The organism is Streptomyces sp. NPDC085932 (assembly GCF_044540525.1).
GTDB lineage: Bacteria > Actinomycetota > Actinomycetes > Streptomycetales > Streptomycetaceae > Streptomyces > Streptomyces levis.
Window position 1 is genome coordinate 276,438 of sequence record NZ_JBITSJ010000002.1, and the last position, 13,796, is coordinate 290,233.

The window sequence follows — 13,796 nt, forward strand, 5'->3', positions numbered from 1 at the left end:
CGAGGTCCCCGACCGCGTTTCCGTAACGGCCGTGCAACCATCCGACATACGTCATGCGTCCGTACAGCCGTACGCCGATGGTCGCGGACGACGCGGTACGGGAGGACGACAGTGGACAGTGGAGCGATACGCCGGCGGCTCGCGCTCGGCCTGGCCGTGCTGACCGCCTCCGGCCTGCTCGCGGTCGTGGCCCCGGGCGAGGCCCAGGCCGCCTCCGCGCACTGCCCCGGCCGCAAGGTCCGCACGCTGCCGTTCTCCACCGGCACCGTGCTCGTCTACAAGCGCGGCGGCTACGTCTGCGCCGTGACCCTCGCCAAGCGGCCCGGCGTGAAGCGCACGATGAAGGTGAGCGTGCAGGCGCGCGGCAACCGCCCGGTCGTCGACGAGGGCAGGTACGCCTACCGCGCGGGACCGGTGACCGTGCACGCCGGGCGCCGCTGCGTCTGGCTCAAGGGCCGGGTCGGAGCAGGGCGTTACAGCTCCGGCTGGATCCTGTGCTGACACAGGGTTTTCCCTATGTCCCCTGGTGCTCGGGTGAGTTGGTCCGCTAGCTTCCGGCGCACATCTGTCTCACAGGGGAGTGCGCATGCGCAAGGCGCTCAGATGGCTGCTGGCGCTCACGGTGCTCATAGGCACGTTGAGCACGGCCGGGGCGGCCACCGCCGCCGGGCCGGAGGCCGGCACCACTGACATCAAGGAGAGACTGCTCTCCGTACCGGGCATGAGCCTGGTCGAGGAGAAGCCGTACGCGGGTTACCGCTTCTTCGTCCTGAACTACACGCAGCCGATCGACCACCGCAGGCCGTCCAAGGGCACCTTCCAGCAGCGCATCACCGTGCTGCACAAGGACGTCGCCCGCCCGACGGTGTTCTTCACCAGCGGCTACAACGTCTCCACGACGCCCCGCCGCAGCGAGCCCACGCAGATCGTGGACGGCAACCAGGTCTCCCTGGAGTACCGCTTCTTCACCCCGTCCCGGCCCCAGCCGGCCGACTGGTCGAAGCTGGACATCTGGCAGGCCGCCAGCGACCAGCACCGCGTCTTCACGGCCCTGAAGGGCATCTACGGCAAGAAGTGGCTCTCCACGGGCGGCTCGAAGGGCGGCATGACCGCCACCTACTACGAGCGCTTCTACCCGCGCGACATGGACGGCGTCGTCGCCTACGTCGCCCCCAACGACGTCGTGAACAAGGAGGACTCGGCCTACGACCGCTTCTTCGCCACCGTCGGCACCAAGGAGTGCCGCGACCGGCTGAACGCCGTGCAGCGCGAGGCGCTGGTGCGCCGCGAGCCGCTGGAGCGCAAGTACGCGGCGTACGCCGAGGAGAACGGCCTCACCTTCACCACCATCGGCAACCTGGACAAGGCCTACGAGGCGACCGTCCTGGACTACGTGTGGGGCTTCTGGCAGTACAGCGGGCTGTCCGACTGCGACCAGATCCCGGCCGACGCGAAGAACGCCACCGACGACGAGATCTGGACCTCCGTCGACACCATCTCCGGCTTCTCCGCCTACGCCGACCAGGGCCTGTCGACCTACACGCCGTACTACTACCAGGCCGGCACGCAGCTCGGCGCGCCGACGATCCGCTTCCCGCACATCGAGAAGCAGTACATCCGCTACGGCTACCAGCCGCCGCGCAACTTCGTCCCGCGTGACATCCCCATGCGGTTCCAGCCGCAGGCGATGCGGGACGTCGACAGCTGGGTCCGGCACAACGCCCGCCACATGCTGTTCGTCAACGGCCAGAACGACCCGTGGAGCGCGGAGCCGTTCCGCCTCGGCAAGGGCGCGAAGGACTCCTACGTCATGACCGCCCCGGGCATGAACCACGGCGCCAACGTCGCGGGCCTCGTGCCCGAGCAGAAGGCGCTCGCCACCGCCCGCATCCTCGACTGGGCGGGTGTCGCCCCGAGCGCGGTGCAGGCCGACCCGCGGGCGGCGAAGCCGCTGGCGAAGTTCGACGCCAAGCTCGACAAGCGGGACGTGCAGCGGGAGATGACGCTGCGTCCGTGACCGGACGACTCCCGCGCTCGACCGCCCCTCGGCCTCCGGGCCGAGGGGCGGTTCGCTTGTCCCCACGCCCGCGGTGAATGCTCCGTACGGTGACGGGATGGACAGTTCTGTCGTCTTCAACGTGGTGACCACGGCCATCGCCGTCGTCGCAGTGGTGACCTCCATCGTGTTCGGCACACGGCAGGCCCGCACCGCTCAGCACGCCAACCACATATCGGTGCTGATCGACCTGCTCAGGGAGTTCCGGTCCGCGGAGTTCCACGAGCAGCACGACTACGTGTGCACCCGCCTGGCGGCCGAGCACGACCCGGTGCACGGAGTGCGCGGGCTGCCGGCCGAGGCCAAGGCGTCCTTCTGCAGCGTCGTCTACTACTACCAGTCGTTCGCCAACCTCGCCGTCTTCGGTCTGCTCGACCAGACCCTGCTGGTCACGGTCCTGCGCACCCGGATCGTCTCGGTCTGGCAGGCCGTCCGGCCGTTCGTGGAGCGGGAGAGGGAGCTGCGGGGCGAGGGCGGCAGCGGCACCTATCTGTCGACCTTCGAGGAACTGGCCCGGCTGGCGGCGGACCTGCCCCCCGAGCACGTCCGTGACCGGATGGCCGAGGCCCGGCGGAGACCGTCCCGCAGAGGGCTGATGCGCTGAGACGGGCGAGGGCGGAAGGCCGCTCACAGCGGCCGGGCGCACCCCACGGGCCGGTCTCCGCCGAGGCGGACGTACAGGGCGGTCGAGTCGGGGCAGCCGGATCGCTTCGGCACCGCCCGCGTCACCTTGTACTCCGGTTCCCGCTCGCCCTCGCCGTCGCAGGCCGTCTCGCGGACCTGCCCGTCACCGGAGCTGTAGACGCAGTCGCCGACGATGGTGCGCGGCCCGCCCCCGCCGCCCGGATCGCCCGGGTGCGGCGGCTGGAGGTTGCGCATGCAGGCGTAGCCCTGCGGCACCGCCCCGTCACCGTCCTCGTCGGAGGAGGGCCGCTGCTCGCTGATGTGCAGCACGAAGTCCGTGGTCGCCGGGCAGCGCGGTCCGTCCCGCACCGTCCCGTCGTGCCGTGTCACGACCCGGGCCGCCGCCCGTTCCCCCGTGCACGGCACCTCGGAGAAGCTGGTCGTCCCGAACGAGCTGCACTCGCCGACCGCGAGGAACACCGCCCCGTACCCGGACGGCCGCGTCGGCGCCGGCGAGACCGTGGAGGTCCGGCCGGTCCCGGAGGCCGGCTCACCCAGCCGGCCGTCCTCCGTCCCGCCCCCCGACGGGCTCTGGCACCCGGTCAGCAGCGCCCCGAGCAGCACCAGCAGCCCCCACACCACCCCCGCCGCACTTCTCCTGCGCATCGCCGACCCCCCGAGTGCCCTCGCCCAGCGTGACCCGCACGGGCGGGCGCACGCCAGGCATACGGGGTGGTTTGCGCACCTTGGGGGTGGTGCGCCCGTTCCATGACGTACGTCTAGTACGTCAGCCCGTACCCGACCGGGTACAGCACCTGCTCCGGATCATCCGCCCGCTGCACCGGGACCGGCAGCCGCCCCCGGGGCTTCACGCGTCCCGCGATCACCCGGGCGGCGGCCCGCAGTTCGACGTCGGTCCAGGAGTAGGCGGCCAGGAGGGCCGGCACGGACGGCAACAGGGCCACGTCGTAGGGGTTGCGGATCGCGACCGCCACGACCGGCCTGCCCGTCGCCACGAGCTGCTCGACCAGCGTCCTCTGGCCGCTGCCCGCGGTGACGTTGTACGTGGCGGCCACCACCGCGTCGACGTCCCGCGCCGCCGCCACCGCCCGCGCGATCGTCGTGGCGGAGGGCGCGGTGCCGGTCGGCAGGGCGGTGGCGGTGAAGCCCAGCTCCGACAGCGCGCCGGCGAGCACGCCCGTGGGCGGGCCGGTCGTCCCCGACGGCGAGGCCGGATCGGCGCCCACGACCAGCACCCTGGGGTGCCGGCGCCGGGACAGCGGCAGCAGCCGCCCCTCGTTGACGAGCAGCGTGGTGGTCCGCTCGGCGATCCGGTCGGCCGCCGCCAGATGCCCCCGCGTCCCGACGGTCCGCTCCACACCGGCGTGACCGACGTACGGCGCGCGGAACAGCCCCAGCCTCGCCTTCAGCCGCAGGATGCGCAGAACCGATTCGTCGAGGCGCGCCTCGGTGAGTTCACCCTCGCGTACGGCGGTCAGCACGGCGTTCCAGGCGAGGTCCAGGTCCGGCGGGTTGAGCAGTTGGTCCACGCCCGCCTTGAGCGCGAGCACCGGCACGCGGTCGTCGCCGTACTTGGTGCGCACGCCCTCCATGCCGAGGGAGTCGGTGACCACGACACCGTCGTAGCCGAGGTGTTCCCGCAGGATGCCGGTGAGGATCGGCCGGGAGAGGGTGGCCGGGTCGCCGGAGTCGTCCAGGGCCGGGACCATCAGGTGCGCGGTCATGATCGAGTCGATGCCGGCGGCGATGGCCGCCCGGAACGGCGGGGCGTCCAGCTTCTCCCACAGCTCCCGGCTGTGCGTGATGGTGGGGAAGCCGGTGTGGCTGTCGACGTTGGTGTCCCCGTGCCCGGGAAAGTGCTTGGCGGTGGCGGCGACCCCGGCGCGCTGGTACCCGGCCACCTCGGCCGCCACCAGCGCGGACACGGCCCGCGGGTCGGCGCCGAAGGACCGTACGCCGATGACCGGGTTGGCCGGGTTGACGTTCACGTCGGCGACGGGGGAGTAGTTCTGCCGGATGCCCAGGGCCCGCAGCTCGGCACCGGCGAGCCGGCCCACCGTCCGGGCGTCCGGGCGGGAGCCGCCCGCGCCCAGGGCCATGGCGCCCGGGAAGAGGGTGGCGGGCTTGCCCACGCGGGCCACGATGCCGTGCTCCTGGTCGGTGGAGATGAGCACGGGCAGGCCGCGCGGCAGGCCGAGGGAGGCCTGCTGGATGCCGTTGGACAGGTCGGCGATCTGGTGCGGCTCACGGGTGTTGTGGGCCCAGGCGAAGTAGATGATGCCGCCGACCCGGTACCTCTCGACGAGTTCGGCGGCGGTGCGGACGCCGATCTCCTTGAGGTTGGCGTCGATGTCGGCCTGGTCGGGGGCGGTGGCGGAGTGGCCGTAGACCCGCATCACGAAGAGCTGTCCGACCTTCTCCTCCAGCGTCATGCGGGAGACGAGGGCGCGGAGCCCGCCGTCGTCCGGGGCGCCGGCCGCGGACGCGGGTGCGGCGGCCGCGAGGGCGGCGGTGACGCCGGCGCCGGCGGCGAGGAGGGTGCGTCTGGAGGGTTGTGCGGTGCTTCCCGTGCTTCCCGTGCCGGTGTCGTGCACGTGCGCTCCTTCCGGAGGTGATCCGCTGGGATCCGCTGAAGGAAACTTCCAGGAGATCACCAATAACCGGGAAGTTTCTGCCAGTCAAGGGAATGCACAGTAACCAACGAGGGGCCGCCACCGGCGCGGTTGGAGGGGGGCGCGCCGATGGCGGCGGTGCCGCCGGCCCCGGTACGGCGGAGAGGGTGGTCAGCGATCGCACCAGCAGCGAGGGCCGACACCGCACCGTGGTGACTCTCCGGCAGCCTGCGATTGGACGACCCGCATCCACCCCGGGTTCCCGCCCCGGCCCCGATTCCCCCAAGTCGGGACGGGGGAGAACCGAGGGACTCCCGGGACACGAGAGCCCCGCCCGGACGGGGCGCGCGGGCTGGATCGAACGGCGCGCGGACGAGAACGAGCGCTCCTGCGACCCGGCCGCCGCCTGTGCCGGACCGAACGGAGACCCGGCCGCCCCGGGCCCATGACCCGGACCGGGCGCGCTGTCCCGGGCGAGGGCACGGTCACGCGCTCCCGCGCGCCCACCCGGCCCTGCCACCCTGGCTGTCGACCCCGGCCGGGCGCGGTCCGGTGGAAGACCCGGGGCCGAGCCCACCGCCCGGCCGCCGACCCCGGCCCGGCACGGCTCGACGGGGAGCGCCCCGGGCGGTCGGGGGCCGTCGCCCTGGGCGTCGGTGGGCCGGTCCGGACGGCCCGTGCCGGTCGACGGAGCGTCAGGAGGGTGCCGGTGACGAGGCTTTCGGCCAGTGGGCGGCGATGGTGCGTACGGTTTCGGCGATGGCCGGACGGCGGGCCGCTCCCGTTCGCCACAAGGCGTACAGGCGCCGTACCGGCATCGGGTCGAGGGCCACCTCCACCACCCCGGCGGGCAGCGGTCCGCGCCCCAGCCGGGGGATGAGGGCGACTCCGAGCCCGGCCGCGACGAGGGCGACGAGGGTGGGGTTCTCGTCGGCCTGGTGCACGAGGTCCGGCTCGTGCCCGGCCGCGCGCAGCGTGCGCAGCAGCCAGTCGTGGCAGACCCGGCCCGGCGGTTGGCAGATCCACCGCTCGCCGCCCAGCTCCTCCCGCCGCACGGCGTCCCGCCCGGCGAAGGGGTGCCCCTCGGGCACGAGCAGATCGCACAGGTCGTCCCCGATGACCGCCTGCTCCACCCCGGGCGGGGCGGGCAGCGGCGCGATGTCCCAGTCGTGCGCGACGGCGAGGTCGACGGCACCCTTGGCCACCAGGTCGACGGACAGGTGCGGGTCGAGCTCGGTCAGCCGTGCGTCCAGGGCGGGGTGCCTGCGGCCCAGCTCGGCGAGGACGGCCGGCATCAGCCCCCGCGCCGCCGACGCGAACGCGGCGACGGTCAGCCGCCCGGCCGGCAGCCCCCGCCGCTCCTCCAGCGCGGTCTCCGCCCGCTCCACGATCGCCAGCAACTCCTGCGCCGTGGCGGCCAGTTGCCGCGCCTCGTCGGTGAGCCGGACGCCCCTGCCCTCGCGCTCCAGCAGGACGGTCCGGGTCTCCCGTTCCAGCTTGGCGATCTGCTGGGACACGGCGGAGGGCGTGTACCCGAGCGCGACGGCGGCGGCGCCGACCGTGCCGTGCACGGAGACGGCGTGCAGGGCGCGCAGCCGCTGGAGATCGAGCATGGGTCCTCCTTCGATTAGCAATGCTTCATCCAACCATGCAGGAATCATCGCTGGTGCTTCACGGTCCGGGCGGCGATGCTCACGGCATGCGCCCCTCACACCTCACTCTCGCCGTCCTGGTCGCCGCCGTCTGGGGCGTCAACTTCACGGTCATCGAGATCGGCCTGGACCACTTCCCGCCGCTGCTCTTCTCCGCGCTGCGCTTCCTCGCCGCGGCGCTCCCGGCCGTGTTCCTCGTGGGCCGTCCGAAGGTGGCCTGGAAGTGGATCGTGGCCGTGGGACTCGTCCTGGGGGTGGCGAAGTTCGGCCTGCTGTTCGTCGGCATGGACGCCGGGATGCCGGCGGGCCTGTCCTCCCTGGTCCTGCAGATCCAGGCGGTCTTCACGGCGGTCATCGCCGCCCTGGTCCTCGGCGAACGCCCCACCCGCGTGCGCCTGCTGGGCATGCTGGTCGCCCTGGCCGGCATCGCGGTGGCGGCGGTCGACGAGGGCGCCTCGGGCCCGCTCGGCGCCTTCGCGCTGGTCGTTGCGGCCGCCGCCTGCTGGGGCGCGTCGAACGTCCTCACCCGCACGGCGGCCCCCACCGACTCCCTGAACTTCATGGTCTGGGTCAGCACCGTCCCGGTCCTGCCCCTGCTGGCCCTCTCCCTCCTCGTCGAGGGTCCCTCCCGCGACCTGGCGGCCCTGCGCGCCCTGGACTGGCAGGGCGCGGGCACGGTCGTCTACGTCGCCTGGATCACGACCGTGTTCGGCTTCGGTGCCTGGGGCTTCCTGCTGCGCCACCACCCCGCCTCCACGGTGGCGCCCTTCTCCCTCCTCGTCCCGGTCTTCGGCATGTCGTCGGCGGCACTGTTCCTGGACGAGCCGGTGAGCCCCCTGCGCTGGTGCGCGGCGGCCCTGCTGGTAGGCGGCGTGGCGCTCACGTCCCTCACACCGCGCCGGCCCGCGCGCCGCGCCGGCCCCGCCGGGCCGACCGCGTCCGGCGCGCCGGCCCCGCCCGCCCCGCCGGCCGCGGCGGCACCCGGCCCGGCAGCGGCCGTCAGGACGCGTCGACCAGCAGGCCGGGCGAGCTGACGTGGTAGGTGCGCGCCCGTACGCCGAGGCCCGTGTCGCCGTCGAGGCCGCTGTCGTCGGCCCACGTGACCAGCGCGCTCTCCTGGCCGTCACCGAAGGCCGTGGCCGCGCAGGTGTGGAACCGCCGTCCGGCGGCCGCCGTGCTGACCTGCACCTTGTCGCCGAGCGAACCCTGCGAGTCCGAGCAGACCTTGGCCATCACCGTGGGCACCGTGTCGAACGTGTCGGCGCTCTGCTCGATCCACGTCATCAGGAAGCGCCCGCCGGGCAGGCGGGAGACGGCCGGTGACGTCCGGGTGAAGCCCACCGGGGTGCCGGCCGTGACGTCGAACAGCTCGGTGCCGTCGGCCTCGAAGACGCTCACCGCGACCGTGGTCTGCGGCCGGCCCAGGTCACTGTCCTGCACGCGTTCGATGTGCGCGGCGACGAAACGATCGGTGTCGAGCAGTGTGAGTGCGTTGACGCCGGTGAACCCGCCGACATCGGGCCGGATCTCCCCCGTCAGCGCATTGCCCTCGAAGTCGAAGAACCGCAGGGTGAGCCGGCCGCCGCCGATCGACGAGGGATCCGTCGACCAGGCGACGACCACGTTGCCGCCCGCCAGGACCGAGGCGGCGGGATTCTCGTGGAAGCCCTCGGTGGTGCTGACCGTGAACTCCGGGGTCGCCGGACTGCCGTCCGGGCGGTACCGCCGGGCCCGCACGCGCTGGTCGGCCCGCCGGCTCGCCCAGGTGACCAGCACCCCACCGTCGATCATGAACGTCAGGGACGGCCGGACCTGCGGATCCGCGTCCGCGGTGACCAGCGTCTGCGGACCGGCCATCCGGCCCTCCGCGAACCGCTGGAGCTTCACGGACGGGGTGGGCGGAGGCGTGCCGAAGGGCGTCTCCAGCCAGACGGCGAACTGACCGCTGATCCCGGCGGACAGCACCGACGGCCACAGTGGGCGCACACCCGGGCCCTGGGCCGGTTGCGTGGTGACGGCGATCTCGTCCCCGAGCTTGTCCCCGTCGGTGTCCAGGAACTGGCCCTTGATGACGAAGTCGCTCTCGTCCGACCACAGTTCCAGGAACTGCGTGCCGAACAGCCCGTCCACGGCGGGCTGGAGCTGGTCGCCGGCTTTCGTGGTGTTCACGAGGAAATCGGCCATGGCTGCTCTCCGGATCGGGAAGTGAGGGGAAGAGAGAGCGGTACGGCCGGCCGAGTCCTTGACAACAGCGTGTCACGCCCCGGGGGCCCCTGCATCCGGAGCGACGGCCGCCGCCTCGCCCGCGCGGGGCGGGGCGGCGGACCTCGTGCGCCGCCGGGTCAGCGGGTGTGCTCGGTGAACCTCGCCGCCGTCTCGGCCAGGACCTCCCGCCCGTCCCGGGACCACAACCCGTCGTTGAACAGCTCGACTTCGATCGGCCCGGAGTAGCCCGCGTCCTCCACGTACCCCTGCCACGCGCGCATGTCGATCACGCCGTCGCCGATCTGGCCGCGGCCGGTGAGGACGCCCTCCGGAAGGGGGGTCGTCCAGTCGGCGAGCTGGAAGGTGTGGATGCGGCCGCCCCGGCCCGCGCGGGCGATCTGCGCGGGAGCCGTGTCGTCCCACCAGACGTGGTACGTGTCGACCGTGACGCCCACCTGGTGCGCGGGGAAGCGCTCCGCGAGGTCCAGGGCCTGGGCCAGCGTGGACACCACGCAGCGGTCGGAGGCGAACATCGGGTGCAGCGGCTCGATCGCCAGGCGGACACCGTGCCGCTCCGCGTACGGGCCCAGTTCACCGAGGGCGTCCGCGATGCGCTCGCGCGCCCCGTGCAGGTCCTTCGAGCCCGCCGGGAGACCGCCCGAGACCAGGACCAGCGTGTCCGTGCCGAGTGTCGCCGCCTCGTCGACCGCGCGGCGGTTGTCGGCCAGGGCCTCGGCCCGCTCCCGCGGGTCGATCGCGGTGAGGAAGCCGCCCCGGCACAACGTCGTCACCGTCAGACCCGCGTCCCGGACCAGCTTCGCCGTGGCCTTTGGCCCGTGCGCCTGCACCGGCTCCCGCCACAGGCCGACGTTGCGGACGCCCAAGTCGCCGCACGCCGTCACCAGTTCCGGCAGTGACAGCTGCTTCACCGTCATCTGGTTGATGGAGAAACGGTCCAGCCCGGATGTGCTCACTGGTCCACCCCGTACACGCTCAGCAACCTCTTCATCCGCTCCTCGGCCGACTTCGGGTCCGGGAACAGCCCCAGCCCGTCGGCCAGTTCGTACGCCGTGGCGAGGTGCGGCAGCGAGCGGGCCGACTGCAGGCCGCCGACCATGGTGAAGTGCGTCTGGTGCCCGGCCAGCCAGGCGAGGAACACCACGCCCGTCTTGTAGAAGCGGGTCGGGGCCTGGAAGAGGTGGCGGGAGAGCCCGACCGTGGGGTCGAGCAGCGCCCGGAAGCCCCGCACGTCACCCGTGTCCAGGACCCGGACCGCCTCGGCGGCGAGCGGGCCCAGCGGGTCGAAGATGCCGAGCAGGGCGTGGCTGTAGCCCCGGTCGTCGCCCGCGATCAGTTCCGGGTAGTTGAAGTCGTCACCGGTGTAGCAGCGCACTCCCTTCGGGAGGCGGCGGCGGATGTCGATCTCCCGCTCCGCGTCGAGCAGGGAGACCTTGATGCCGTCGACCTTGTCGGGGTGGGCGGCGACGACGTCCAGGAAGGTGGAGGTGGCGGCGTCCAGGTCCGTGGCACCCCAGTAGCCCTCCAGCGCCGGGTCGAACATCGGGCCGAGCCAGTGCAGGATCACCGGCTCCGACGCCTGGCGCAGCAGGTGCCCGTAGACCTCCAGGTAGTCCTCCGGCCCCTTGGCGACCGCGGCGAGCGCCCGCGAGGCCATCAGGATCGCCCGCGCGCCCGACTCCTCCACGAGGGCCAGCTGTTCCTCGTAGGCGGCCCGGATCTCCGCCAGGCCGTACGGGTGGCCGAACTCGGTGACCGGCAGCTGGTCGGTGCCCACACCGCAGGCGATCAGGCCGCCGACCGACTTCGCCTCGGCCGCCGAGCGGCGGATCAGCTCCGCCGCGCCCGCCCAGTCCAGGCCCATGCCGCGCTGGGCGGTGTCCATGGCCTCGGCGACGCCCAGCCCGTGCGACCACAGGTGGCGGCGGAAGGCGAGGGTGGCGTCCCAGTCGACGGCGGCGGGGGAGTCGGGCGAGACGTCCGCGTACGGATCGGCCACCACGTGCGCCGCCGAGAAGACCGTACGCGAGGTGAAGGGCGTGCCGGCGGTCACGGCCAGGGGCTCGGTGCGCGGCTCGTACGTGCGCGGCGCCCCGCCCGGGCCCGGGAGTCGGATGGTCACAGCGAGATCTCCGGGACGTCGAGGCGGCGGCCCTCGGCCGAGGACCTCAGACCCAGCTCGGCCAGCTGCACACCGCGGGCACCGGCCAGCAGGTCCCAGTGGTAGGGGGCGTCGGCGTAGACGTGCTTGAGGAACAGCTCCCACTGGGCCTTGAAGCCGTTGTCGAACTCGGCGTTGTCCGGCACCTCCTGCCACTGGTCCCGGAAGACCTCGGTGGCGGGGATGTCGGGGTTCCACACCGGCTTGGGCGTGGCCGAGCGGTGCTGGACCCGGCAGTTCCTGAGCCCGGCCACCGCCGAGCCCTCGGTGCCGTCGACCTGGAACTCCACCAGCTCGTCGCGGTTGACGCGCACGGCCCAGGAGGAGTTGATCTGGGCGATCGCGCCGCCCTCCAGCTCGAAGATGCCGTAGGCGGCGTCGTCGGCCGTGGCGTCGTACGGCTTGCCGTTCTCGTCCCAGCGCTGTGGGATGTGGGTGGTGGCGATCGCCTGGACCGACTTCACCCGGCCGAACAGCTCGTGCAGCACGTACTCCCAGTGCGGGAACATGTCGACGACGATGCCGCCGCCGTCCTCCGCGCGGTAGTTCCAGGACGGGCGCTGCGCGGTCTGCCAGTCGCCCTCGAAGACCCAGTAGCCGAACTCGCCGCGCACGGAGAGGATCCGGCCGAAGAACCCGCCGTCGATCAGGCGCTTCAGCTTGAGCAGGCCGGGCAGGAAGAGCTTGTCCTGGACGACGCCGTGCTTGACGCCGGCCTCGTTCGCCAGCCGGGCCAGGTCGAGGGCGCCCTGCAGTCCGGTGGCCGTGGGCTTCTCGGTGTAGATGTGCTTGCCTGCCGCCACGGCCTTCTTGATGGCCTCCTCGCGGGCCGAGGTGACCTGGGCGTCGAAGTAGAGGTCCACCGTGTCGTCGGCGAGGACCGCGTCCAGGTCGGTGGAGACGTGCTCAAGACCGTGCCGCTCGGCCAGGGCCCGCAGCGCGTGCTCCCGGCGGCCGACCAGGATGGGCTCGGGCCACAGCACGGTGCCGTCGCCGAGGTCGAGTCCGCCCTGCTCACGGAGGGCGAGAATGGAGCGGACCAGGTGCTGGCGGTAGCCCATGCGCCCGGTCACGCCGTTCATGGCGATACGCACCGTCTTGCGTGTCACGTCGTTCCCTTCGTACGCGGTCGTCGCGCCGCGTACGCCCCACCTGTCACTGGAGAGCCGGTAACCGCCCGTGGACTGGTGAACGTGACAGCAAGCGCTTTCTATACAGGAAGAAGCTAGCCTCTGACGGCGGTCCGGACAAGACCGTGACCAGGACGAGTTGTTCGAGGGGGCGAACAACCGGGGGTCGGGGGCTTAAGGTCTGCTCGGAACCATGGCCACAGGTCTGGCTGTGTACGAGGGCGGACGACGAGATGCGCGACCGGAGGACGACGAGATGACGGTGACCCTGGCGGACGTGGCGGCCCGCGCGCAGGTCTCGCCCGCGACGGTGTCGCGCGTGCTGAACGGGAACTACCCCGTGGCGGCCTCCACCCGCGAGCGGGTGCTGAAGGCCGTCGACGAGCTGGACTACGTGCTCAACGGACCCGCGAGCGCCCTGGCCGCCGCCACCTCCGACCTGGTCGGGATCCTGGTGAACGACATCGCCGACCCCTTCTTCGGGATCATGGCGAGCGCGATCCAGGCCGAGATCGGCGGGCCGGGCGGGCGCGCGGGCGGAGAGCGGCTCGCGGTGGTCTGCAACACGGGCGGCTCCCCGGAGCGGGAGCTGACCTACCTCACGCTGCTGCAGCGGCAGCGGGCCGCGGCCGTGGTGCTGACCGGCGGGGCCATCGAGGACGCGGCGCACCAGGCGGCCATGGACGCGAAGGTGCGGAAGCTGACGGAGGCCGGGACCCGGGTCGTGCTGTGCGGACGCCCGCCGGCCCCGGACACCGGGGCGATCGCGCTGACCTTCGACAACCGCGGCGGCGGGCAGGAGCTCACCGAGCACCTCATCGGACTCGGGCACCGGCGGCTCGGGTACATCGCGGGCCCCGAGGAGCGGACCACCACCCGGCACCGGCTGGAGGGGCACCGGGCCGCGCTGGCCGCGCACGGCATCGACGAGGACCCCCGCTGGACGGTGCACGGCCGCTACGACCGCCGCTCCGGCTACGAGGCGACGCTGGAGCTGCTGCGCCGGGACCCGTCGCTGACCGCGGTCGTCGCGGCGAACGACTCCGTCGCCCTCGGAGCGTGCGCGGCGCTGCGCGACTCGGGCCTGCGGATCCCGGAGGACGTGTCGGTGGCGGGCTTCGACGACCTGCCGTTCAGCATCGACGCCGTGCCCTCGCTGACGACGGTGCGGTTGCCGCTGGCGGAGGCCGGGGCGCGGGCCGGCCGGATCGCGATGGGGCGCGAGGAGGCGCCGCCCGGGGGGATCGCCTCGGTGCGCGGGGAGTTGATGGTCCGCGGCTCCTCCGGGGTGCCGCGTCCTTCCTGAGGTACTGCGGC

At 72.9% G+C, this 13,796-nt stretch carries 12 protein-coding genes; 5 read left to right on the forward strand and 7 right to left on the reverse strand.

Translation table 11 applies throughout. The features are described from left to right. Positions 1 to 111: 111 nt before the first annotated feature. The 3 genes from ACIGAQ_RS10490 (at position 112) to ACIGAQ_RS10500 (ending at position 2,660) form a co-directional block, all read left to right on the forward strand. Positions 112 to 501 (forward strand): hypothetical protein, encoded by a 390-nt coding sequence (locus ACIGAQ_RS10490; protein WP_311686434.1) that lies wholly within the window; start codon positions 112 to 114, stop codon positions 499 to 501. Positions 502 to 586: 85 nt separating this feature from the next. Further along, positions 587 to 2,017: a S28 family serine protease gene (locus tag ACIGAQ_RS10495; protein WP_399781188.1), complete on the forward strand. Its 1,431-nt coding sequence runs from the start codon at positions 587 to 589 to the stop codon at positions 2,015 to 2,017. Between the two features lie 97 nt (positions 2,018 to 2,114). Continuing rightward, complete coding sequence (locus tag ACIGAQ_RS10500; RefSeq protein ID WP_311686438.1) at positions 2,115 to 2,660, forward strand: hypothetical protein; 546 nt, start codon at positions 2,115 to 2,117, stop codon at positions 2,658 to 2,660. Positions 2,661 to 2,683: 23 nt separating this feature from the next. On the opposite strand, the gene ACIGAQ_RS10505 is transcribed toward ACIGAQ_RS10500, so the two are convergent. The 3 genes from ACIGAQ_RS10505 to ACIGAQ_RS10515 all read right to left on the reverse strand — a co-directional run bounded on the left by ACIGAQ_RS10505 (position 2,684) and on the right by ACIGAQ_RS10515 (position 6,926). Next, on the reverse strand, positions 2,684 to 3,346 hold the full coding sequence (locus tag ACIGAQ_RS10505) for a hypothetical protein (RefSeq protein WP_311686440.1): 663 nt from the start codon (positions 3,344 to 3,346) through the stop codon (positions 2,684 to 2,686). A gap of 113 nt (positions 3,347 to 3,459) precedes the next feature. After that, positions 3,460 to 5,295, reverse strand: a complete 1,836-nt coding sequence (locus tag ACIGAQ_RS10510) for a glycoside hydrolase family 3 protein (protein WP_399781192.1) — start codon at positions 5,293 to 5,295, stop codon at positions 3,460 to 3,462. 713 nt (positions 5,296 to 6,008) lie between these two features. Next, positions 6,009 to 6,926: a LysR family transcriptional regulator gene (locus ACIGAQ_RS10515; protein ID WP_399781195.1), complete on the reverse strand. Its 918-nt coding sequence runs from the start codon at positions 6,924 to 6,926 to the stop codon at positions 6,009 to 6,011. An 86-nt stretch (positions 6,927 to 7,012) separates the two neighbouring features. Between ACIGAQ_RS10515 and ACIGAQ_RS10520 the strand changes: the two genes are divergently transcribed. Continuing rightward, positions 7,013 to 7,999, forward strand: a complete 987-nt coding sequence (locus tag ACIGAQ_RS10520; RefSeq protein ID WP_399781198.1) for an EamA family transporter — start codon at positions 7,013 to 7,015, stop codon at positions 7,997 to 7,999. Here the strand turns inward: ACIGAQ_RS10520 and ACIGAQ_RS10525 are convergent. The 4 genes from ACIGAQ_RS10525 to ACIGAQ_RS10540 all read right to left on the reverse strand — a co-directional run bounded on the left by ACIGAQ_RS10525 (position 7,965) and on the right by ACIGAQ_RS10540 (position 12,458). Further along, positions 7,965 to 9,134, reverse strand: coding sequence for a hypothetical protein (locus ACIGAQ_RS10525; protein WP_399781201.1), 1,170 nt, complete (start codon positions 9,132 to 9,134; stop codon positions 7,965 to 7,967). The genes ACIGAQ_RS10520 and ACIGAQ_RS10525 overlap by 35 nt on opposite strands. Positions 9,135 to 9,307: 173 nt before the next feature. Then, positions 9,308 to 10,105: a sugar phosphate isomerase/epimerase family protein gene (locus ACIGAQ_RS10530; protein WP_399783103.1), complete on the reverse strand. Its 798-nt coding sequence runs from the start codon at positions 10,103 to 10,105 to the stop codon at positions 9,308 to 9,310. Between the two features lie 35 nt (positions 10,106 to 10,140). Further along, on the reverse strand, positions 10,141 to 11,310 hold the full coding sequence (locus ACIGAQ_RS10535) for a dihydrodipicolinate synthase family protein (protein WP_362275042.1): 1,170 nt from the start codon (positions 11,308 to 11,310) through the stop codon (positions 10,141 to 10,143). Next, the gene (locus ACIGAQ_RS10540; protein ID WP_311686452.1) at positions 11,307 to 12,458 is read right to left on the reverse strand and encodes a Gfo/Idh/MocA family oxidoreductase; all 1,152 of its coding nucleotides are present in this window, start codon (positions 12,456 to 12,458) and stop codon (positions 11,307 to 11,309) included. Before ACIGAQ_RS10540 ends, ACIGAQ_RS10535 begins: the two co-directional genes overlap by 4 nt. A gap of 277 nt (positions 12,459 to 12,735) precedes the next feature. On the opposite strand from ACIGAQ_RS10540, the gene ACIGAQ_RS10545 reads away from it, so the two are divergent. Continuing rightward, complete coding sequence (locus ACIGAQ_RS10545) at positions 12,736 to 13,785, forward strand: LacI family DNA-binding transcriptional regulator (protein ID WP_311686454.1); 1,050 nt, start codon at positions 12,736 to 12,738, stop codon at positions 13,783 to 13,785. Positions 13,786 to 13,796 lie beyond the last annotated feature (11 nt).